The following is a 20762-nucleotide window of genomic DNA, read 5'->3' as shown; positions in this document are numbered from 1 at the left end:
TCCTACGGGCTCCTTGGCGCGCGGCTCACCCGCGCGCGCCCGGACGCACTACCTGGCCCCCGCCTCCTGCCGGTGCTGCTCACGCAGCTTCACCGCCAGTTGCGGCGGCATCGGTTCGTGCCGGGCGTAACCGCGGCTGTAGCGCCCGGTGCCGTGCGACAGCGACCGCAGGTCCACGGCGTAGCGCCCGATCTCGATCTCCGGCACCTCGGCCTGTACGAGGGTGCGCCCGGACCCGGCGGGCTCGGTGCCCGTGACCCGGCCGCGCCGCCCGGACAGGTCGCTCATGACGGGTCCGACGTACTCGTCCGGCACCAGCACCCGGACCACCGAGACCGGCTCCAGCAGATGGATACGGCAGTCCGCCGCCGCCTCCCGCAGGGCCAGCGCGCCGGCCGTCTGGAACGCGGCGTCCGAGGAGTCCACCGAGTGCGCCTTGCCGTCGGTGAGCGTCACCCGGATGTCCACCACGGGGAAGCCGAGCGCGACCCCCCGGGCGGCCTGGGCGCGGACGCCCTTCTCCACCGAGGGGATGAACTGCCGGGGCACCGAGCCGCCCACGACCTTGTCCACGAACTCGATGCCCGAGCCCACCGGAAGCGGCTCGACCTCGATCTCGCAGATGGCGTACTGGCCGTGGCCGCCGGACTGCTTGACGTGCCGGCCGCGCGCGGCGGTCCGTTCGCCGAACGTCTCGCGCAGCGACACCTTGTGCGGCACCCCGTCGACCTGGACCCCGTAACGGCCGCGCAGCCGCTCCAGCGCCACGTCGACATGGGCCTCGCCCAGGCACCACAGCACGACCTGCCGGGTGTCGGGGTTCTGCTCCAGCCGCATCGTCGGGTCCTCGGCGACCAGCCGGGACAGGCCGACCGACAGCTTGTCCTCGTCGGCCTTGCTGTGCGCCTGGATGGCGACCGGCAGCAGCGGGTCCGGCATCACCCAGGGCTCCATCAGCAGCGGGTCGTCCCGGGCCGACAGGGTGTCCCCGGTCTCGGCCCGGGAGAGCTTGGCGACGCAGACCAGATCGCCGGCGACGGCGTGCGGGACGCCGCGCTGCTGCTTGCCGAAGGGCGAGGACAGGGCGCCCACCCGCTCGTCGACGTCGTGGTCCTCGTGGCCCCGGTCCTGGAGGCCGTGCCCGGAGACATGGACCGTCTCGTCGGGGCGCAGCGTCCCGGAGAAGACCCGGACCAGGCTGATCCGGCCCACGTACGGGTCCGAGGAGGTCTTGACGACCTCCGCCGCCAGCGGCCCCTGCGGATCGCAGGTCAGCGTGGCCCGCGGGCCGCCCTGCGGGGTGGTGACGGGCGGCACCTGGCGCTCCAGGGGGGTGGGGAAGCCGCCGGTGATCAGCTCCAGCAGCTCCACGGTGCCGATGCCCTGCCGGCAGCCCTCGGCGGCCGGCGCGGCGGCGATCACCGGGTGGAACGAGCCGCGTGCCACGGCCCGTTCCAGGTCCTGGACCAGGGTCTTGAGGTCCAGTTCCTCGCCGCCGAGGTAGCGCTCCATCAGGGTCTCGTCCTCGCTCTCGGCGATGATCCCCTCGATGAGACGGTTGCGTGCCTCGGCGATCTGCGGCATCCGGCCGGGCTCCGGGTCGCGCTCGGTGCGCTCGCCGGAGGAGTAGTCGAAGACCCGCTGGGTCAGCAGCCCGGTCAGCCCGGTGACCGGAGCGTGGCCGTCCGCGCCCTCCTCGCCGTGCAGCGGCAGGTAGAGCGGCAGCACGGAGTCGGGGGAGTCGCCGCCGAGGACCTCGCGGCAGGTGCGGGTCATGTCGTCGAAGTCGGCGCGGGCCGACTCCAGGTGGGTGACGACCACGGCGCGCGGCATACCGACCGACGCGCACTCGTCCCACACCATGCGGGTGGCCCCGGACAGCGTCTCGCGGCCCTCGGCCGCCGAGACGACGAAGAGGGCCGCGTCCGCTGCCCGCAGACCGGCCCTCAGTTCCCCGACGAAGTCGGCGTATCCCGGAGTGTCCAGGAGATTTACCTTGATACCACCCCATTCCACGGGTACGAGCGAGAGCTGTACCGATCGCTGCTGGCGGTGCTCGATCTCGTCGTGGTCGGAGACCGTGGTCCCCTCGGGCACATGCCCGGCCCGGTTCACCGCCCCGGTGGCCAGGGCCAGTGCCTCGACCAGTGTGGTCTTCCCCGAACCGCTGTGGCCGACCAGCACCACGTTCCTGATCTCGTCCGGCCGGTCGGCCGAACGGGCCCGGCCGGCCGCAGGCGCCCTTCCGGCGGCTCCTGGATGTGTCTGGTTCCTGTCGCCCATGTGTGCCTCGCCTCCCGGTCGTGCACGCATCACTTCGGGTGCGTGCGCACGGCACTTCTCGGGACGCCACGGGAGACCGCTCCGGCAGCCTCGTCGACGCCCGCGGTAATTCGACCTTCCCACGCCCTTCACGGTGCGTCCATACGTCGTACGGCGGCCGGACGGTCGGGAGCCTCACGCATCCGGGGGAGCGGGGCTGGCTACGATGGGCCAGCCGGTGGCCGACGGGGCCGCACGGCACCCACCGACCTCCGGGAAGGCCATGCTGAACAAGTACGCGCGTGCATTCTTCACGCGTGTTCTCACGCCGTTCGCCGCTTTTCTGCTGCGGATGGGGGTGAGCCCCGACGCGGTGACCCTGATCGGCACCGGTGGCGTGATCGCGGGCGCGCTGGCCTTCTACCCCAGGGGAGAGTTCTTCTGGGGCACCGTGGTGATCACCCTCTTTGTCTTCTCCGACCTGGTGGACGGCAACATGGCCCGCCAGGCCGGGCTCTCCAGCCGCTGGGGCGCCTTCCTCGACTCCACCCTCGACCGGGTCGCCGACGCGGCGATCTTCGGCGGTCTGGCGCTGTGGTACGCGGGCGGCGGCAACGACCTCGTCCTGTGCGCGGTGACGATCTTCTGCCTCGCAAGCGGCCAGGTCGTGTCCTACACCAAGGCGCGCGGCGAGAGCATCGGGCTGCCGGTCCGGGTCAACGGGCTGGTCGAACGCGCCGAGCGGCTGGTGATCTCCCTGGTGGCCTGCGGCCTGTCCGGCCTGCACGCGTTCGGCGTCCCCGGCATCCAGTACCTGCTGCCGGTCGCCCTGTGGATCGTCGCCGTCGGCAGCCTGGTGACGCTCGCCCAGCGCGTCGTCACCGTACGCCGCGAGGCGTTCGAGGCCGACGAGGCCGCCGCCCGGGACCGGGAAGGGAGCGGGGCCGCGTGAGGGAACGCCTGACCGACGGGCTCTACGGAGCCGGCTGGGGCGCGGTCAAACGCCTCCCGGAGCCGGTGGCCGTGCGGCTCGGCAAGGAGATCGCCGACCTCGCCTGGCGCCGCCGCGGCAAGGGCGTGGCACGGCTGGAGTCCAACCTGCGCAAGGTGGTCCCGGACGCGGACGAGGCGCGCCTGCGCGAGCTGTCCCGGGCCGGGATGCGCTCCTACCTGCGCTACTGGATGGAGTCCTTCCGGCTGCCGGCCTGGAGCGCCGACCGCATCCGTGACGGCTTCGACCTCGAGGGCGCCCACCACCTCGACGACGCCCTGGCCACCGGCCGCGGTGTGGTCGCGGCCCTCCCGCACATGGCCAACTGGGACCTCGCCGGCGCCTGGGTCACCACCCGGCTGGGAGTTCGCCTCACCACTGTCGCCGAGCGGCTGAAGCCGGAGACGCTGTACGACCGCTTCGTCGCCTACCGCGAGGGCCTGGGCATGGAGGTCCTGCCGCACAACGGCGGCGCGGCCTTCGGCACGCTGGCCCGGCGGCTGCGGGCCGGCGGCCTGGTCTGCCTGGTCGCCGACCGCGACCTGTCCGCCTCGGGCGTGGAGGTCGACTTCTTCGGCGACCGCACCCGGATGCCGGCCGGCCCGGCGCTGCTGGCCCAGCAGACCGGCGCGCTGCTGCTGCCGGTCACCCTCTGGTACGACGACTCACCCGTCATGCGCGGACGCGTCCACCCGGCCGTCGAGGTGCCGCAGGAGGGCTCCCGTGCCGAGCGGACCTCCGTCATGACCCAGGCCGTCGCCGACGTCTTCGCCGCCGGCATCGCCGAGCACCCCGAGGACTGGCACATGCTCCAGCGGCTCTGGCTCGCCGATCTGGACCCCGAACATTCCGGAACGGAGAAGTCTTGAGGATCGGGATCGTCTGCCCGTACGCGTGGGACGTCCCCGGCGGCGTCCAGTTCCACATCCGCGACCTCGCCGATCACCTGATCACGCTGGGCCACGAGGTGTCGGTGCTCGCCCCGGCCGACGACGACACCCCGCTGCCGCCCTACGCGGTCTCCGCCGGCCGCGCCGTCCCGGTGCCGTACAACGGCTCCGTCGCCCGGCTCAACTTCGGGTTCCTGTCCGCCGCCCGGGTCCGCCGCTGGCTGCACGACGGCGCCTTCGACGTCATCCACATCCACGAGCCGATGTCGCCCTCCCTCGGCCTGCTGGCCTGCTGGGCGGCGCAGGGCCCCATCGTGGCGACCTTCCACACCTCCAACCCGCGCTCGCGCGCCATGATCGCCGCGTATCCGATCCTCCAGCCCGCCCTGGAGAAGATCAGCGCGCGGATCGCGGTGAGCGAGTACGCCCGGCGGACCCTGGTCGAGCACCTCGGCGGCGACGCCGTCGTCATCCCCAACGGCGTCGACGTGGGTTTCTTCGCCGACGCCGAACCCGATCCGCGGTGGCAGGGCGGGACCATCGGCTTCATAGGGCGCATCGACGAGCCCCGCAAGGGACTGCCCACCCTGATGCGCGCCCTTCCGAGGATCTTCGCCGAGCGCCCCGGCACCCGGCTCCTGGTGGCCGGCCGCGGTGACGAGAAGGAGGCCGTCGAGGACCTGCCCGCCGAGCTGCGCGAGCGCGTCGAGTTCCTCGGCATGGTCAGCGACGAGGAGAAGGCGCGCCTGCTGCGCAGCGTCGACCTGTACGTCGCCCCCAACACCGGCGGCGAGTCCTTCGGCATCATCCTCGTCGAGGCCATGTCGGCCGGCGCCCCCGTCCTGGCGAGCGACCTCGACGCCTTCCGGCAGGTCCTGGACGGCGGCGCGGCCGGTGAGCTGTTCCCCGTCGAGGACGCCGACGCCCTGGCCACGGCGGCCGTACGGCTGCTGGGCGACCCGGCGCGGCTGGCCGAACTGCGCAAGCTCGGCAGCCGCCATGTGCAGCGCTTCGACTGGTCGACGGTGGGCGCGGACATCCTCGCGGTGTACGAGACGGTGACGGCCGGCGCCGCGCATGTCGCCGAGGACGAGCGCGTCAGCCTGCGTGCGCGTTTCGGGCTCGCCCGGGACTGACGGGACCCCGCAGCTCGGCCGTGAGGGCGTTCAGCGCGGCGGCGGCCCGGCGGGACTCCAGGCCGGGCAGCAGGCCGGCCGCCGCCGTGTGCAGGGCCAGCGCCGCCTCCCGGTCGCCCATGCGCAGGCGGGCGGTGGCCGCCCGTACGGTGCGCAGGGCGCGGTCGCGCACCCGGGCCGGGTCCTGCGCGGCCAGGGCGTCCTCCAGGAGCGCAGCGGCCTCGTGGTGCCGGCCCAGGGCGAGCAGCGCGGTGCCGGCCAGGGCGTTCAGCGCGGCGGCGTCGAACCGGCCGGGGTCCGGGCCGTCGCCACGGCCGTCGTTCCCGGCACCGGCGAGCAGGTCACGGGCCCGGTCCAGGGCGTGCCGGCAGGCCACCTCGTCGCCCTCCCCGGCCAGGGCCCGGGCCCGGTGCCCGGCCAGCATCGCCAGGGTGCGGCGGCCGGCCGTGCCGGTGGCCGCGCCGGTGGCCGCTTCGGCGGCGGTGTCGGCGGCGTCCAGGACCGCCAGGGCGTCGGCCGGGCGGCCGGCCAGCACCGCCTGCCGGCTCAGCGCGGCCCACACACCGGCGGCCGCCGGCAGGTCCCGCGCGCTGTGCGCGAGCCGCAGGGCGGTGAGGAAGTACCGGTGCGCGACGCCGTGCAGGTCGCTGTCGGCCGCCGCGCGGCCGCCCAGGAGCGCCAGGTCGGCGGCGGTCCGGAAGAGCCTCACGTCGAGCGCCGGGCCGTGCGGGCCCCGGGCCAGCAGACCGGCGACCACCGCCAGGTCGGCGGCGACCCGGCCGCGTACCGCCCCGCCGCCCAGCCGCTGTTCCAGCCCGCGCAGGCCCGTAACGCCCGACTCCAGCCACGCCACCGTCTCCTCGCCGATCACCGGACCGGCCGGCCCCCCGCCGTGGGGCACCGCGCGGTCCGGTGCGCGGTCCGGTGCGCGGGGCCCGGGGACGGACGGCATGGCGGCGCGCCACTGCGCCACCGCCTCGCGCAGCGCGGCGCCGTCGGCCACCGGTCCGTCCCAGTCGTCCCGGGTGCCCTCGTCGAGCAGCGTGCGCAGCGCGGCCAGGCTCCCGTCGGGGGTCCAGGGCAGGTCGCCGGGGACCCCGTCGTGCGCGGGTAACCAGGCGGGCCAGTGGCGCAGGTCCAGCTCGCGTTCGGGTACCCCCAGGGCGCGGGCGAGGGCCCGCTGGCTGTCGCGTTCGGGCACCACGCCCCAGTGCTCCCAGCGCCAGATCTTCTCCCGGCGGGCCGCCATCGGCACGCCCAGGGCCCGCGCGTGGTCGGCGACGAGCCGGGCGAGGTCCTGGTAGCTCCAGCCACGACTGTGCCGCAGATGGGTCAGCGGGTGCGTCGAGGTCTGCGGGGGCTTGTGCGGCACAGGTACCTGATATCAGCCGTCCGCGCGGCGGCGCAGGAGGTCACCTCGATCCTTGCGGTTTCGTGATCACTGGTGTAAATGGGCCGTGGACGGACCCCGTGGCGGCCGGACGCCTGTGCGAGACAACACCGAGACAACAGGTCCGCTCTTGAGGCGGAGTGGTGACTACCGGTTTGCTGTGCGTGATCGAATCGGTCGCCGGCTTCGCCCGCGACCTCCCGTGACCCGTTTCCGATTCACTGACGGCCTCTGCCGCGGGGCCGGACCTGACGTGTGCGCCGTGGAGGCTTTCCCAGCATGTCCCCCCCTCCACCGCCCTTCGGTCTCGGCCGTTCGCGGGACAAGGTCACCTTCGATCCGGCACTCGACGACGCCCCGCTGATCGCCGCCCGGACCGCGCTGTCGCAGGGACGCTGGACCGACCTGCGGGCCCTGCTGGCCGAGACCGGTGAGAACTGGGACCGGCGCGGTCACCGGCTCGTCGTCCTCGGCGAGGCGCCCTCCACCGTCGCCTGGGCCGAGGACTGGCTGCTGGCCGAGCCGGACAGTGCCGATGCCGCCGCGCTGCTGGCGTGCGCCACCGTCTTCCGGGCCGCCGAGGGGCGCGTCGACCCCGACCGCGCCCGCGAACTGTGCCTGGCCGCCGCCGACATGACGCCCGCCGACCCCACGCCCTGGCTCGGCCTGCTCGTCCTGGCCCGGCACACCGGTACCGAGGACGAGCAGGACCGCGCCTTCGACCAGGTCCGCGGCCGGCACCGCACCCACCACCACGCGCACCACCTCATGACCGCCTGCCTCGCCGAACGCCGCAGGACCGACGTCGACGGCCCGTACCACGAGGTCTACGAGTTCACCGACTGGGCCGCCAAGGAGGCCCCGGCCGGCTCCCCCCTGGCCGTGCTGCCCCTGGTGGCGCACACCGAGCGCCACCGGGTCCTCGCCAGGGCCGGCAGCGAGCCCGACGAGCCGGCGCGCTCGCCCCACTGGAACGGCTGGCGGGCCCGCAAGAGCCTGGCGCTGGCCTTCGACTGGTGGCTCGAATGGGACGGCCGTGACCACCCGCGCCTCTGCCTGGACCTGAACTACCTCGTCCACGCCCAGGTCGTCCTGGGCCGGATGGCCGAGGCCGCCGCCCTGTTCAACCGGATCGGCCCGTACGCGACCCGCAAGCCCTGGTCCTACCCCGACCGGGATCCGGCCAAGGCGTTCCGCGCCGCGCGCGACCTGGCGCTCGACCCCGGCTCGTCGTACCAGCACGCCTGAGATGTCACGCCCCCCACACGCACGCCCCCCACGCCCCACACACGTCCGAAGTACCCACCGCACCCCCGACGGAAGGACCGGCCAGCCATGCTGACGGGCAGCAACACCGACATCAACACGTTCAAGGGCGGAGAGAGAGCCCTGCGGGCAGACCGGATCGGTCTGCCCGGCCTTCTGTTCTCGGTGGTCGCGGCGAGCGCCCCGCTGATGGTGGTGGCCGGTGTCATGCCGACCACGTACGGCGTCATGGGCATCGTCGGGCAGCCGCTGCTCTTCGTGATCCTCGGGGCCGTCCTGACCCTGTTCACGGTCGGCTACGCCGAGATGAGCCGGCACGTCCACAACGCCGGCGCGTTCTACGCGTACATAGCCCGCGGTCTCGGCGGCACCGCGGGGGCGGCCGCCTCGGTGGTGGCGCTGGTGGCCTACAGCGCCATGCAGTTCGCCGTCTTCGGCCTCTTCGGCTTCGAGATCTCCACCCAACTGCAGGCGCACTTCCAGATCGACGTCGCCTGGTGGATCCCCGCCGTGGTGGGCATCGTCGGCATCGGCCTGCTGGGCTGGCTCAAGATCGACCTCAACGCCAAGGTGCTCGGCGTCCTGCTGCTGATCGAGATCGCCATCGTGGTGGTCTTCGACATCGCCGCCGTCTCCGACCCCGCCAAGGCGGGCGTGTCGTTCCACGCCTTCGACCCCGGCACGCTGTCCGGGGCCGGCCTCGGCACCGCGCTGTGCTTCTGCATCGCCAGCTTCGTCGGGTTCGAGCAGTCCCCGGTCTACGCCGAGGAGACCAGCCGCCCGCACCTGATCGTCGCCCGGGTGACCTTCCTCGCGGTCGGTTTCACCGCCCTGTTCTTCGCCATCGGCGCATGGGCGCTGAGCGTCGCCGCCGGCCCCGACCAGGTCGTCGCGCTCTCCCAGAAGCAGGGCACCAACCTGCTGTTCGTCCTCGCCCAGGACCGGCTCGGCGCCGGCTTCGCCGATGTGCTGCACGTCTTCTACATCACCGGCATGTTCGCCTGCCTGCTGAGCTTCCACAACGTCGTCGCGCGCTACGCCTTCGCCATGGGCCGCGAGCGCCTGCTGCCGAGCGCCTTCGGCCGCACCAACCCCAACACCGGTGCCCCCGCCTACGGTTCGCTGCTCCAGACGGTGGTCTCGCTGGCCGTGGTGGCGCTCTTCGCCGTCACCGACGACAAGCCGGCCGGCGACCCGACCGCGCCCGTGCTGCGGCTGTTCACCTGGAGCGGCCAGGTCGGCGCGCTGGGCATCATCGTGCTGCTGGCCACCGCCTCCGCCGCCGTCATCGCCTTCTTCGTACGCCGCGGCGCGGCCCGCGCCCAGGCACCGCGGATCGTCTGCTCAGCGCTGGCCGCGGTGGCGCTCCTGGTCATCATGGTGATCACGGTCCGGGACTTCGACATCCTGCTGGGCTCCTCCCCGGACTCGCCGCTGGCCTGGATCCTGCCCGGCGTCGTCGGTGTCACGGTCGTCCTGGGCGTGGGCTACGGGCTGTTCCTGCGGGTCGCGCACCCCGAGGTGCACGCCGCGATCGGCATGGGCAACGAGGCGTTCCGTATCGAGCGGGCCCGCGAGACCGGCGGGACCGACCAGCCCTCCGAGTGACGCCGCGACCTGACCCGCCCGCGCACCGGGTACCAGCCCCGCACCAGGGAGAGCCCACCATGAGTTGCTGCCATCCGGAACAACCGGCCGCGGCCGCCGCCCCGCACCCGCTCGACCCACTGTCCGCCGCCGAGATCGACGCGGTCCGCACAGTCCTCGAAGCCGAGGGCCGGGTCACCGGGACCACCCGCTTCCCGCTCGTGCTGCTCGACGAGCCGGACCGGCACACCGTCGCCTCCCACCGCGACGGCGACCCGGTGGTCCGCCGGGTCCGCGTCACCCTGCTCGACTCCGTCACCGGCGAGGCCGCCGAGGCCGTCGTGGACCTCACCGCCGGTGTGGTCGCCTCGTACCGGCTGATCGACACCGACACCGAGGGCCAGCCCCCCGTCACCTTCGAGGAGTGGGAGGTCGTCGAGCGGATCGTCAAGGCCGACCCGGGCTGGCGCAAGGCCATGGCCGACCGGGGCGTCACCGACCTGGACCTCGCCATCGCCGCCCCCCTCGGCGCCGGCCCGCTGCGCCTGGCCGACCGCCCGGGCCGCCGTCTGATGCGCTCGCTGACCTGGCTGCGCTGCGACGCCTCCGACAACCCCTTCGCGCACCCGGTGGCCGGTCTGGTGGCCGACGTCGACGTCGTGGAACGCCGCGTCGTACGCCTCATCGACACCGGCGCGGTGCCGGTACCGGCCGAATGCGGCCGCTACGAGGCCGAGTTCAACGGGCCGCCCCGCACCGACCTCAAGCCCCTGGAGATCAGCCAGCCGCAGGGCCCGTCCTTCCGGCTCACCGGAAACCGGCTCAGCTGGCTCAACTGGGCCCTGCGGATCGACTTCAACGGCCGCGAGGGCCTGGTCCTGCACGAGATCAGCCACCGCGACGGCGACCGCGAGCGCCCGGTGCTGCACCGCGCCTCCCTCGGCGAGATGGCCGTCAGCTACGCCGACGCGGGCGAGGACCGCAACTGGGTGGCCTTCCTGGACGCCGGGGAGTACTCCCTGGGCCGCAACGCCAACGCGCTCAAGCTGGGCTGCGACTGCCTCGGGGAGATCCGCTACCTCGACGCCGTGCTCTGCGACGACCTCGGCCGGCCGGAGACCCTGCCCAACGCCGTCTGCATCCACGAGGAGGACTTCGGCCTGCTCTGGAAGCACACCAACCAGTTCGACGACATGGCCGCCGAGAGCCGCCGCTCCCGCCGCCTGGTGGTCTCCTACATCGCCACCGTCGGCAACTACGACTACGGCTTCTACTGGTACTTCTACCAGGACGGCACCATCGGCTTCGAGGCCAAGTCCACCGGCCTGGTGCAGACCTCCGCCGTCCCGGCCGGCGAGGGCTCGCCCTACGGCACCGAGGTGGCCCCCGGGCTGCTCGCGCCGTACCACCAGCACCTGTTCTGCGTGCGGCTGGACGTCGCGGTGGACGGCCTGGCCAACACCGTCGAGGAGATCGACGTCGTCCCGGTGCCGCCCGGCCCGGACAACCCCAACGGCAACGCCTTCACCGTACGGGCCACCCCGATCACCGACAGCGCCGACGGGGGCCGCCTCGCCGACCCCTCCACCGGGCGCCGCTGGCGGATCACCAACCCCGGCTCGCTCAACCGGATGGGCACGCCCGTGGCGTACACCCTGGTGCCGAACCCCGGACCGGTGGTGCTGGCCCAGCCCGGCTCGGCGGTCGCCCGGCGCATCGCCTACGGCACCAAGCATGTCTGGGTGACCCGGCACCGCCCCGAGCGTCGCTATCCGGCGGGCGACTACCCCAACCAGCACAAGGGCGGCGCGGGCCTGCCGGAGTGGACGGCCGGCGGCGAGTCGCTGGAGAACACCGAGCTGACCGTCTGGCACACCTTCGGCCCCACCCATGTGCCCAGGCTGGAGGAGTGGCCCGTGATGCCGGTGGACCACAGCGGCTTCGTGCTCAAGCCGACCGGGTTCTTCGACCGCAACCCGGCCCTGGATCTGCCCAGGGAGGCGAGCGGCGAAGGCCACCGCGCGAGTTGAGCGGCCGGCGCACGCCGGTAGCCTTGCCGCCCGTGACCACCACCATCATCTGGGTCGCGGTAGCGATCATCGCCGTCGGCCTGTACCTGAGCTGGACGGCGGGCCGCCTGGACCGCCTCCACGCCCGTATCGACGCGGCCCGTGCCGCGCTGGACGCCCAGCTCCTGCGCCGCGCCTCCGTGGCGCAGGAGCTGGCGACCGCCGGGGTGCTCGACCCGGCGGCCAGCATCGTGCTGTACGAGGCCGCGCACGCCGCCCGCCAGGCGCAGGACGACCAGCGCGAGGTGGCCGAGAGCGAGCTCAGCCAGGCCCTGCGCGCGGTGTTCGCCGAGCCGGACGCCCTGCGGGCGGTACGGGAGGCCCCGGGCGGCGAGGACGCGACGAGGGAGCTGACGCAGGCCGTCCGCCGCGTCCCCATGGCGCGCCGCTTCCACAACGACTCCGTACGGGCCGCCCACGCGCTGCGCAAGCACCGCAAGGTGCGCTGGTTCCGGCTGGCCGGGCACGCGCCCCAGCCGATGACCTTCGAGACGGACGACGAGCCGCCGGCCCTGCTCGCAGGCCACTGACGACGGATTGGCCCTTTTCCGGTCCACTTCACCGGGGCGAGGATGCGAGTGCGGTGCATCAGCAGCGCGGCTTCGGCCCCCGACTCCCCGTGAGGTTTCCGTGTCCACGTCCCCCAGCAGCAGCCAGACCCCCGAGACAGGCACGGCACGCGTCAAGCGCGGCATGGCCGAGCAGCTGAAGGGCGGCGTGATCATGGACGTCGTCAACGCCGAGCAGGCGAAGATCGCCGAGGACGCGGGCGCCGTCGCGGTCATGGCCCTGGAGCGGGTTCCCGCCGACATCCGCAAGGACGGCGGGGTGGCGCGGATGTCCGACCCGAACATGATCGAGGAGATCATCGACGCGGTCTCCATCCCGGTCATGGCCAAGTCGCGCATCGGCCACTTCGTCGAGGCCCAGATCCTGCAGTCGCTCGGCGTGGACTACATCGACGAGTCCGAGGTCCTCACCCCGGCCGACGAGGTCAACCACAGCGACAAGTTCGCGTTCACCACCCCCTTCGTCTGCGGCGCCACCAACCTGGGCGAGGCCCTGCGCAGGATCGCCGAGGGTGCCGCCCTGATCCGCTCCAAGGGCGAGGCCGGCACCGGCAATGTCGTCGAGGCGGTCCGCCACCTGCGCCAGATCAAGAACGAGATCGCCCGCCTGCGCGGCTACGACAACAACGAGCTGTACGCCGCCGCCAAGGACCTGCGCGCCCCGTACGAGCTCGTCCGCGAGGTCGCCGAGCTCGGCAAGCTCCCCGTCGTGCTGTTCTCCGCCGGCGGTGTGGCCACCCCCGCCGACGCCGCGCTGATGCGCCAGCTCGGCGCCGAGGGCGTCTTCGTCGGCTCCGGCATCTTCAAGTCCGGCGACCCGGCCAAGCGTGCCGCCGCCATCGTCAAGGCCACCACGTTCTACGACGACCCGAAGATCATCGCGGACGCGTCCCGCAACCTCGGCGAGGCCATGGTCGGCATCAACTGCGACACCCTGCCCGAGGCCGAGCGGTACGCGAACCGGGGCTGGTAATGGCGACGTCCGACCCCCTGATCGGCGTCCTCGCCCTTCAGGGCGACGTACGCGAGCACCTCGCCGCGCTGGAGGCATCCGGCGCGGCGGCCCGCCCGGTACGCCGCCCCGAGGAGCTCGCCGAGGTCGACGGCCTGGTCGTGCCCGGCGGCGAGTCCACCACCATGTCCAAGCTGGCGATCCTCTTCGGGATGCTGGAGCCGCTGCGCGAGCGGGTCCGCGCCGGCATGCCGGCCTACGGCTCGTGCGCCGGCATGATCATGCTCGCCGACAAGATCCTGGGCGGCCGTGACGACCAGGAGACCATCGGCGGCATCGACATGATCGTGCGCCGTAACGCCTTCGGACGGCAGAACGAGTCCTTCGAGGCCGCCGTCGACATCGCGGGCGTGCGCGGCGGCCCGGTCGAGGGCGTCTTCATCCGCGCGCCCTGGGTGGAGTCCACCGGCAGCGAGGTCGAGACCCTGGCCCGGCTGGGCGACGGCACGGTCGTCGCCGTACGCCAGGGCAACCTGCTGGCGACCTCCTTCCACCCCGAGCTGACGGGCGACCACCGGGTGCACCGGTTCTTCACCGACATGGTGCGCGTCACACGCTGAGGCGATCCCGGTAGGATCGCAACCGTTCGTTCAGCATTTGGTGACGTGAAGGAGACAGGCGGATGTCCGGCCACTCTAAATGGGCTACGACGAAGCACAAGAAGGCCGTGATCGATGCCAAGCGCGGCAAGCTCTTCGCGAAGCTGATCAAGAACATCGAGGTCGCGGCCCGGGCCGGCGGTGCCGACCCGGCCGGTAACCCGACCCTCTTCGACGCCATCCAGAAGGCCAAGAAGAGCTCGGTGCCCAACAAGAACATCGACAGCGCGGTCAAGCGCGGCGCGGGTCTGGAGGCCGGCGGCGCCGACTACCAGACGATCATGTACGAGGGCTACGGTCCCAACGGTGTCGCGGTGCTCATCGAGTGCCTCACCGACAACCGCAACCGTGCCGCCTCCGACGTCCGTGTCGCCATGACCCGCAACGGCGGCTCGATGGCCGACCCGGGCTCGGTGTCGTACCTGTTCAACCGCAAGGGCGTCATCATCGTCCCCAAGGGCGAGGGTGAGCTGTCCGAGGACGACGTCCTGGGCGCGGTGCTGGACGCGGGCGCCGAGGAGGTCAACGACCTCGGTGAGTCCTACGAGGTGATCAGCGAGGCCACCGACATGGTCCCGGTGCGCACCGCCTTGCAGGAGGCCGGTATCGACTACGACTCGGCCGACGCCAACTTCGTGCCCACCATGCAGGTGGAGCTCGACGAGGAGGGCGCGCGCAAGATCTTCAGGCTGATCGACGCGCTGGAGGACAGCGACGACGTGCAGAACGTCTTCGCCAACTTCGACGTCTCCGACGAGGTCATGGAGAAGGTCGACGCGTAGCACGCCGAAGGCGCCGACGCCGGACACGGCACGGGCAGCGGGCCGGGTGGACAATCCACCCGGCCCGCTGTCGCCTTCGCGGCCGGGCGGGCCCCGAAGGGGCGTGGGGAACCGCGCGCCCGGCCCGCCACGGCCTGTGGGTCGGGCGCTCTGTCAGTGACACCCGATAACCTGCGGGGACACAGACATTCGAAGACCGGAAGGGGGGGACCGTGCTGGTGCTCGGCGTTGACCCGGGGCTGACCCGGTGCGGGATCGGGGTCGTCGACGGGGCCCCCGGAAAACCCCTGCGGATGGCGGGAGTCGGCGTCATCCGCACCCCCGCGGTGGACGAGATCGGGCGCCGGCTGGTCCTCATCGAGCAGGGCATGGAGGCCTGGCTCGACGAGTACCGGCCCGAAGCCGTCGCCGTGGAGCGGGTGTTCAGCCAGCACAACGTCCGCACCGTCATGGGCACCGCCCAGGCCAGCGCCGTGGCGATGCTCTGCGCGTCGCGCCGCGGCCTCCCGGTCCATCTGCACACCCCCAGCGAGGTCAAGGCCGCCGTCACCGGCAGCGGCCGCGCCGACAAGGCCCAGGTCGGCGCGATGGTGACCCGGCTGCTGCGGCTCGACGCACCCCCGAAACCGGCCGACGCGGCGGACGCCCTGGCCCTGGCCATCTGCCACATCTGGCGCGGCACCGCCACCAACCGCCTGCAGCAGGCCATAGCCCAGAACGCCCTGAAGGGGAGCGGCGAACCGCGCGGCCGGCCGCACACCAACCCGCACGTACAAGACCGCCCCCGCAGAGGATCCGCATGATCGCCTTCGTCAGCGGCCCCGTCGCCGCCCTCGCCCCCGACACCGCCGTCATCGAGGTCGGCGGTATCGGCATGGCCGTCCAGTGCGCGCCCAACACCCTGGCCGCGCTGCGCGTCGGCGAGCCCGCGAAGCTCGCCACGTCCCTGGTCGTACGGGAGGACTCCCTCACCCTCTACGGCTTCGCGGACGACGACGAACGGCAGGTGTTCGAGCTGCTCCAGACCGCCAGCGGGGTCGGCCCGAGGCTCGCCCAGGCGATGCTCGCCGTGCACAGCCCCGACGGCCTGCGCACCGCCGTCGCCACGGGGGACGAGAAGGCCCTGATCGCGGTGCCCGGCATCGGCAAGAAGGGCGCCCAGAAGCTGCTGATCGAGCTCAAGGACCGGCTCGGCGCCCCGGTCGGCCCCGCCGCGGCCCGCCCGGCCGCCGTCCGGGGGCCCGCCTCCTGGCAGGAGCAGCTGCACGCGGCCCTCATCGGCCTGGGCTACCAGCCACGCGAGGCCGAGGACGCGGTGGCCGCCGTCACCCCGCAGGCAGAGGCGGCCGCCGAGCCCAACGTCGGCGCCCTGCTCCGCGCCGCCCTGCAGACCCTGAACCGCGCCCGCTGACCCGCTGACGTAAGGCAAGACCACAGTGAACTGGGACGACACCGACCGCATCGTGGCCGCCGGCGCCGACGGCGAGGACCAGGCCGTCGAGGCCGCCCTGCGGCCGAAGGACCTGGGCGAGTTCATCGGCCAGGAGCGGGTCCGGGAGCAGCTCGACCTGGTCCTGAAGGCCGCCCGGGCGCGCGGGGCGACCGCCGACCACGTGCTGCTGTCCGGTGCGCCCGGGCTCGGCAAGACCACCCTCTCCATGATCATCGCGGCCGAGATGGGCGCCCCCATCCGGATCACCTCGGGGCCGGCCATCCAGCACGCCGGCGACCTCGCCGCGATCCTGTCCTCCCTGGCCGAGGGCGAGGTGCTCTTCCTCGACGAGATCCACCGCATGTCCCGGCCCGCCGAGGAGATGCTCTACATGGCCATGGAGGACTTCCGGGTCGACGTCATCGTCGGCAAGGGCCCCGGCGCCACGGCCATCCCCCTCGAACTCCCGCCGTTCACCCTGGTCGGCGCCACCACCCGGGCCGGACTGCTGCCGCCGCCGCTGCGCGACCGCTTCGGCTTCACCGGCCACATGGAGTTCTACGCCCCCGCCGAGCTGGAACGGGTCATCCACCGCTCCGCCCGCCTGCTCGACGTCGTCATCGAGACCGACGGCGCCGCCGAGATCGCCGGCCGCTCCCGCGGCACCCCGCGGATCGCCAACCGGCTGCTGCGCCGCGTGCGGGACTACGCCCAGGTCAAGGCCGACGGCCTGATCACCCGCGAGATCGCCCGCCAGGCCCTGGAGGTCTACGAGGTGGACGGCCGCGGCCTGGACCGGCTGGACCGCGCCGTGCTGCGCGCCCTGCTCACCCTCTTCGGCGGGGGACCGGTGGGGCTGTCGACACTGGCGGTGGCAGTGGGGGAGGAGCGCGAGACGGTGGAGGAGGTGGCTGAGCCGTTCCTGGTGCGGGAGGGACTGCTCGCCCGCACTCCCCGTGGCCGGGTCGCCACTCCCGCGGCCTGGGCGCACCTGGGCCTGGTACCCCAAGGACCCCATCAGCAGGGCGGAGGACCCGGGCAACAGGGACTGTTCGGCCCTTGACGGCGGGGAGACTCGCCGCCGCCGGAACGACAGTGCCATGCTGGGCGTTGTTCCAGCGGCGAGCCAGCGCTTAGACTCCGCCGACGCCCTTCCTACCGGAGCGGCGCCCACATCCCCGTAAACCAGGCCGGTTCACCCGCGGCCGCGTGAAGGATCGTCCAGACCGTGAGTATTCAGTTTCTGTTCCTGATCGTCGTCATGTTCGGCGCCATGTTCCTCATGACGCGGTCGGCGAAGAACAAGCAGCGCCAGGCCTCCGATATGCGCAACAAGATGGAGCCGGGCACCGGAGTCCGCACGATCGGCGGTATGTACGCCATCGTGAAGGAGGTCCACGACGACACGGTCCTCCTGGAGCTCGCCGACGGTGTCCACGCGCACTTCGCCAAGAACGCCATCGGCGCGGTCCTGGACGAGGCGGAGTACGACCGCGTCGTGCACGGCATCGACCCGGCCGAGGACGAGACCGACACGGACGCCGACACGGACGCCGACACCGACACCGACACCGACACCGATGCCGGGGCCGTGGAGAGCGACGACGAGACCGTGGCGGCCGGGACCGACGCCGAGGACCGTATCGACCTCAGCAAGTCCGCGGACGCGGGCGACGAGCAGCCGAAGGACGGGCCGAAGACGGACGGTACCGACACCAAGTAACGCGCCTCACCGCGCGGGTTTCGGTACGTCCGTACGACACTTCGTTGCCGCCCCGCCGTGCGCGCAGGCTGCGGGAGCGGTTGGACAGGGAGAATCGAGAAGGTGGCAGCACCCAAGAAGGGCCGCAGGTCCTCGGGGAGTCAGGGGTACCCCGGGCGGGCTCTGGCAGCGATCCTGCTGGCCATGGTGGCGCTCACCGGGGGGATGTTCCTCTCCGGACACACCACCCCGCGGCTGGGTATCGACCTCGCCGGTGGTACGAGCATCACGCTGACGGCCAAGAGCGACCAGCCCAACGCGATCAACAAGACCAATATGACCACCGCCAAGGCGATCATCGACCGGCGGGTCAACGGTCTTGGTGTCTCGGAAGCCGAAACCCAGATCCAGGGCGACCGGAACATCATCGTCAACATCCCCAAGGGCACCAACGCGGACCAGGCGGAGAAGCAGGTCGGTACCACCGCCCAGCTCTACTTCCGGCCCGTGCTCGCGATGACGGCCAATGTCCCGGCCTCCGCCTCGGCGTCACCCTCCGCCGGCGCGTCGGGTTCGGCGTCGCCGTCGGCCTCCGCCTCCACGTCGGCCAAGGCCACCTCGTCGGCATCGGCTTCGGCCTCCGCCTCGGCGAGCGCCACCAAGCAGGGCCGCGCCGTCACCGACGGCCTCAAGGCGGACTCCTCGTCGGCCAGCCCCTCGGCGTCCGCCTCCCCGGCTGCCGCCGCTGCCGCGTCCGCCTCGCCGAGCGCGAGCGCCTCCGCGAGCGCCGGCGCGCTGGACACGACGGTCCCTGACGACCTGGCCGCCAAGTTCACCGCGCTGGACTGCGCCAACCGCAAGACGCGGGCGAACCTCAACCTGAACGCCAAGCCCACCGACAAGATCGTCGCGTGCAGCCAGGACGGCACCGAGAAGTACATCCTCGGCGTCTCCGCGGTCGACGGGAAGAACGTCAAGAAGGCCAGCTCCGGCTACGACACCCAGCAGGGCCAGGGCTGGATCGTCACCCTGTCCTTCGACAGCACCGGCTCCAAGGCCTTCTCCAAGATCACCTCCCAGCTGTCCCAGCAGAGCGACCCGAACAACCGCTTCGCCATCGCGCTGGACAACGAGGTCGTCTCGGCCCCCTCGGTGAGCACCACGCTCAGCGGCAGCGCCGAGATCTACGGCAGCTTCACCCAGCAGAGCGCCGAGGACCTGTCCAACGTCCTGTCCTACGGCTCCCTGCCGCTGTCCTTCGACATCTCGGACAAGACCACGGTCTCCCCGGCGATCGGTGGCGAGCAGCTGCACGGCGGTCTGGTCGCCGGCGCGGTCGGCCTTGTGCTCGTCGTGCTCTACCTCATCGCGTACTACCGGGGCCTGAGCTTCGTGGCGATCCTCAGCCTCGTCGTCTCCGCGATCCTCACCTACGAGATCATGACGCTGCTCGGCCCGGCCATCGGCTTCGCGCTGAACCTGCCTGCGGTCTGTGGTGCCATCGTCGCCATCGGTATCACCGCGGACTCGTTCATCGTCTTCTTCGAACGCATCCGTGACGAGCTGCGCGAGGGCCGCTCCCTGCAGCCCGCCGTCGCCCGGGGCTGGCCCCGCGCCCGCCGTACGATCCTGGTGTCGGACTTCGTGTCGTTCCTGTCGGCGGCCGTGCTGTTCGTCGTCTCGGTCGGCAAGGTGCAGGGCTTCGCCTTCACTCTCGGCCTGACCACCCTGCTCGACGTCGTCGTGGTGTTCCTGTTCACCAAGCCGCTGATGACGATCCTGGCCCGCCGGAAGTTCTACGCGAGCGGCCACCGCTGGTCCGGGCTCGACCCCCGTGCGCTGGGCGTCACCCCGCCGCTGCGGCGCACCCGCCGTCCGGCCCGCTCCGACGTCAAGGAGGCCTGATGTCCCGGCTCGGTAACCTCGGGCACCGCCTGCACCGGGGCGAGGTCGCCTACGACTTCGTGGGCAAGCGCAGGCTCTGGTACGGCGTCTCGATCCTGATCACGCTCGCCGCGATTCTCGGCCTGGCCGTCAACGGCCTCAAGCTCGGCATCGAGTTCTCCGGCGGCGCGGTCTTCACCACGCCGAAGACCTCGATCAGCGTCTCCGAGGCCCAGAACAAGATCGAGGGCGACACCGCGGGCCACATCCCCGTGGTGCAGAAGCTCGGCACCGGCAGCCTGCGCATCCAGATCAGCGATGTCAGCACCACCGATGCCAAGGAGATCCAGGCGAACATCGCCAAGGACCTCGGGCTCACCGCGCAGGAGGTCAACCAGCAGATCGTCGGCCCGAGCTGGGGCGAGGAGATCTCCAAGAAGGCCATCCAGGGCCTGGTGATCTTCATGGTCCTGGTGACGGTCTACCTCGCCATCGCCTTCGAGTGGCGCAAGGCCATCGCCGCGCTGATCGCCCTGATCCACGACCTCACGATCACCGTCGGCGTGTACGCCATCGTCGGCTTCGAGGTCACCCCGGGCACCGTGATCGGTCTGCTCACCGTCCTCGGTTACTCCCTCTACGACACCGTCGTCGTCTTCGACGGTCTCAAGGAGTCCACCAAGGACATCACCAAGCAGAACCGCTTCACATACAGCGAGCTCGCCAACCGCAGCCTCAACCAGACCCTGGTGCGTTCCATCAACACCACGGTCGTGGCCCTGCTGCCGGTCGCCGCGCTGCTGTTCGTCGGTGGCGGCCTGCTCGGCGCGGGCATGCTCAACGACATCGCCCTGTCACTGTTCGTCGGCCTCGCCGCCGGTGCGTACTCCTCGATCTTCATCGCGACCCCCCTGGTCGCGGACCTCAAGGAGCGCGACCCGGCGATGCAGGCGCTGCGCAAGCGCGTCCTGGCCAAGCGGGCCGCCGACGCCCGCAAGGGCGAGGAGGAGCCGCAGGACACGGCGCTCGACGGCACGGACGAGGACGTCGACCCGGACGACGCGCACGCGGCCGCCGGAGTCGTCGGCCCGCGGCACCAGCCGGGCTCGCGCAACCGTGGCAAGAACCGCCCCTCCGGCAAGCGCCGCTGAGGCACGCGCCCCGCAGTACAGCACCAGAGCAAGGAAGTCA

General features: G+C 72.3%; 18 protein-coding genes. 16 read left to right on the top strand and 2 right to left on the bottom strand.

All coding sequences use genetic code 11. The annotated features are described in order from the left end of the window. Window positions 1–48 precede the first annotated feature (48 nt). On the bottom strand, window positions 49–2283 hold the full coding sequence (locus RWE79_RS07495) for an elongation factor G-like protein EF-G2 (RefSeq protein WP_475939232.1): 2235 nt from the start codon (window positions 2281–2283) through the stop codon (window positions 49–51). A 205-nt stretch (window positions 2284–2488) separates the two neighbouring features. On the opposite strand from RWE79_RS07495, the gene pgsA reads away from it, so the two are divergent. Genes pgsA through RWE79_RS07480 form a run of 3 tightly spaced genes read left to right on the top strand, consistent with a single transcriptional unit; the run spans window position 2489 to window position 5279 of the window. Beyond that, window positions 2489–3214, top strand: coding sequence for a phosphatidylinositol phosphate synthase (pgsA, locus tag RWE79_RS07490; RefSeq protein ID WP_475939231.1), 726 nt, complete (start codon window positions 2489–2491; stop codon window positions 3212–3214). Then, complete coding sequence (locus RWE79_RS07485) at window positions 3211–4122, top strand: phosphatidylinositol mannoside acyltransferase (RefSeq protein WP_475939230.1); 912 nt, start codon at window positions 3211–3213, stop codon at window positions 4120–4122. Before pgsA ends, RWE79_RS07485 begins: the two co-directional genes overlap by 4 nt. Then, window positions 4119–5279: a glycosyltransferase family 4 protein gene (locus RWE79_RS07480; RefSeq protein ID WP_475939229.1), complete on the top strand. Its 1161-nt coding sequence runs from the start codon at window positions 4119–4121 to the stop codon at window positions 5277–5279. Before RWE79_RS07485 ends, RWE79_RS07480 begins: the two co-directional genes overlap by 4 nt. Here RWE79_RS07480 and RWE79_RS07475 read toward each other — a convergent pair. Then, the gene (locus RWE79_RS07475; protein WP_475939228.1) at window positions 5242–6651 is read right to left on the bottom strand and encodes a hypothetical protein; all 1410 of its coding nucleotides are present in this window, start codon (window positions 6649–6651) and stop codon (window positions 5242–5244) included. The genes RWE79_RS07480 and RWE79_RS07475 overlap by 38 nt on opposite strands. Window positions 6652–6948: 297 nt before the next feature. Between RWE79_RS07475 and RWE79_RS07470 the strand changes: the two genes are divergently transcribed. From RWE79_RS07470 to secF, 13 genes are all read left to right on the top strand, one after another. Then, window positions 6949–7917: a hypothetical protein gene (locus tag RWE79_RS07470; RefSeq protein WP_475939227.1), complete on the top strand. Its 969-nt coding sequence runs from the start codon at window positions 6949–6951 to the stop codon at window positions 7915–7917. A gap of 87 nt (window positions 7918–8004) precedes the next feature. Next, the gene (locus tag RWE79_RS07465) at window positions 8005–9543 is read left to right on the top strand and encodes an APC family permease (protein ID WP_475939226.1); all 1539 of its coding nucleotides are present in this window, start codon (window positions 8005–8007) and stop codon (window positions 9541–9543) included. A 59-nt stretch (window positions 9544–9602) separates the two neighbouring features. Continuing rightward, on the top strand, window positions 9603–11552 hold the full coding sequence (locus RWE79_RS07460) for a primary-amine oxidase (RefSeq protein ID WP_475939225.1): 1950 nt from the start codon (window positions 9603–9605) through the stop codon (window positions 11550–11552). A gap of 32 nt (window positions 11553–11584) precedes the next feature. Continuing rightward, window positions 11585–12121 (top strand): LemA family protein, encoded by a 537-nt coding sequence (locus tag RWE79_RS07455; protein WP_475939224.1) that lies wholly within the window; start codon window positions 11585–11587, stop codon window positions 12119–12121. A gap of 100 nt (window positions 12122–12221) precedes the next feature. Next, on the top strand, window positions 12222–13133 hold the full coding sequence (gene pdxS, locus RWE79_RS07450; RefSeq protein WP_475939223.1) for a pyridoxal 5'-phosphate synthase lyase subunit PdxS: 912 nt from the start codon (window positions 12222–12224) through the stop codon (window positions 13131–13133). Beyond that, entirely contained in the window at window positions 13133–13732 is a 600-nt protein-coding gene (pdxT, locus tag RWE79_RS07445; RefSeq protein ID WP_475939222.1) for a pyridoxal 5'-phosphate synthase glutaminase subunit PdxT, read from the top strand. Before pdxS ends, pdxT begins: the two co-directional genes overlap by 1 nt. Window positions 13733–13794: 62 nt before the next feature. Further along, window positions 13795–14553: a YebC/PmpR family DNA-binding transcriptional regulator gene (locus RWE79_RS07440; protein WP_475939221.1), complete on the top strand. Its 759-nt coding sequence runs from the start codon at window positions 13795–13797 to the stop codon at window positions 14551–14553. Window positions 14554–14765: 212 nt separating this feature from the next. Next, complete coding sequence (gene ruvC / locus RWE79_RS07435) at window positions 14766–15356, top strand: crossover junction endodeoxyribonuclease RuvC (RefSeq protein WP_475939220.1); 591 nt, start codon at window positions 14766–14768, stop codon at window positions 15354–15356. Next, a complete protein-coding gene (gene ruvA, locus RWE79_RS07430) occupies window positions 15353–15964 on the top strand; it encodes a Holliday junction branch migration protein RuvA (protein ID WP_475939219.1) in 612 nt (203 codons plus the stop codon). The genes ruvC and ruvA overlap by 4 nt, the downstream gene beginning before the upstream one ends. A gap of 25 nt (window positions 15965–15989) precedes the next feature. Continuing rightward, entirely contained in the window at window positions 15990–17048 is a 1059-nt protein-coding gene (gene ruvB / locus RWE79_RS07425) for a Holliday junction branch migration DNA helicase RuvB (protein WP_475939218.1), read from the top strand. A gap of 165 nt (window positions 17049–17213) precedes the next feature. Then, window positions 17214–17708 (top strand): preprotein translocase subunit YajC, encoded by a 495-nt coding sequence (gene yajC, locus RWE79_RS07420; RefSeq protein ID WP_475939217.1) that lies wholly within the window; start codon window positions 17214–17216, stop codon window positions 17706–17708. 102 nt (window positions 17709–17810) lie between these two features. Beyond that, window positions 17811–19592: a protein translocase subunit SecD gene (gene secD, locus RWE79_RS07415; RefSeq protein WP_475939216.1), complete on the top strand. Its 1782-nt coding sequence runs from the start codon at window positions 17811–17813 to the stop codon at window positions 19590–19592. Then, entirely contained in the window at window positions 19592–20722 is a 1131-nt protein-coding gene (gene secF / locus RWE79_RS07410) for a protein translocase subunit SecF (RefSeq protein WP_475939215.1), read from the top strand. Before secD ends, secF begins: the two co-directional genes overlap by 1 nt. The last annotated feature ends 40 nt before the right edge of the window (window positions 20723–20762 follow it).

It is taken from the genome of Streptomyces sp. RLA131, from assembly GCF_056270125.1.
The sequence above is the reverse complement of the archived record's forward strand: the minus strand, read 5'-3'. Positions and strand labels throughout refer to the sequence as shown.

Bases quoted from the DNA above. Each gene is read 5' to 3' on its own strand.
- RWE79_RS07470 (WP_475939227.1), top strand. From the start codon at position 6,949: ATGTCCCCCCCTCCACCGCCCTTCGGTCTCGGCCGTTCGCGGGACAAG.
- RWE79_RS07460 (WP_475939225.1), top strand. From the start codon at position 9,603: ATGAGTTGCTGCCATCCGGAACAACCGGCCGCGGCCGCCGCCCCGCAC.
- secF (WP_475939215.1), top strand. From the start codon at position 19,592: ATGTCCCGGCTCGGTAACCTCGGGCACCGCCTGCACCGGGGCGAGGTC.
- RWE79_RS07440 (WP_475939221.1), top strand. From the start codon at position 13,795: ATGTCCGGCCACTCTAAATGGGCTACGACGAAGCACAAGAAGGCCGTG.
- pdxT (WP_475939222.1), top strand. From the start codon at position 13,133: ATGGCGACGTCCGACCCCCTGATCGGCGTCCTCGCCCTTCAGGGCGAC.
- RWE79_RS07465 (WP_475939226.1), top strand. From the start codon at position 8,005: ATGCTGACGGGCAGCAACACCGACATCAACACGTTCAAGGGCGGAGAG.
- ruvA (WP_475939219.1), top strand. From the start codon at position 15,353: ATGATCGCCTTCGTCAGCGGCCCCGTCGCCGCCCTCGCCCCCGACACC.
- pgsA (WP_475939231.1), top strand. From the start codon at position 2,489: ATGGGCCAGCCGGTGGCCGACGGGGCCGCACGGCACCCACCGACCTCC.
- RWE79_RS07495 (WP_475939232.1), bottom strand. From the start codon at position 2,283: ATGGGCGACAGGAACCAGACACATCCAGGAGCCGCCGGAAGGGCGCCT.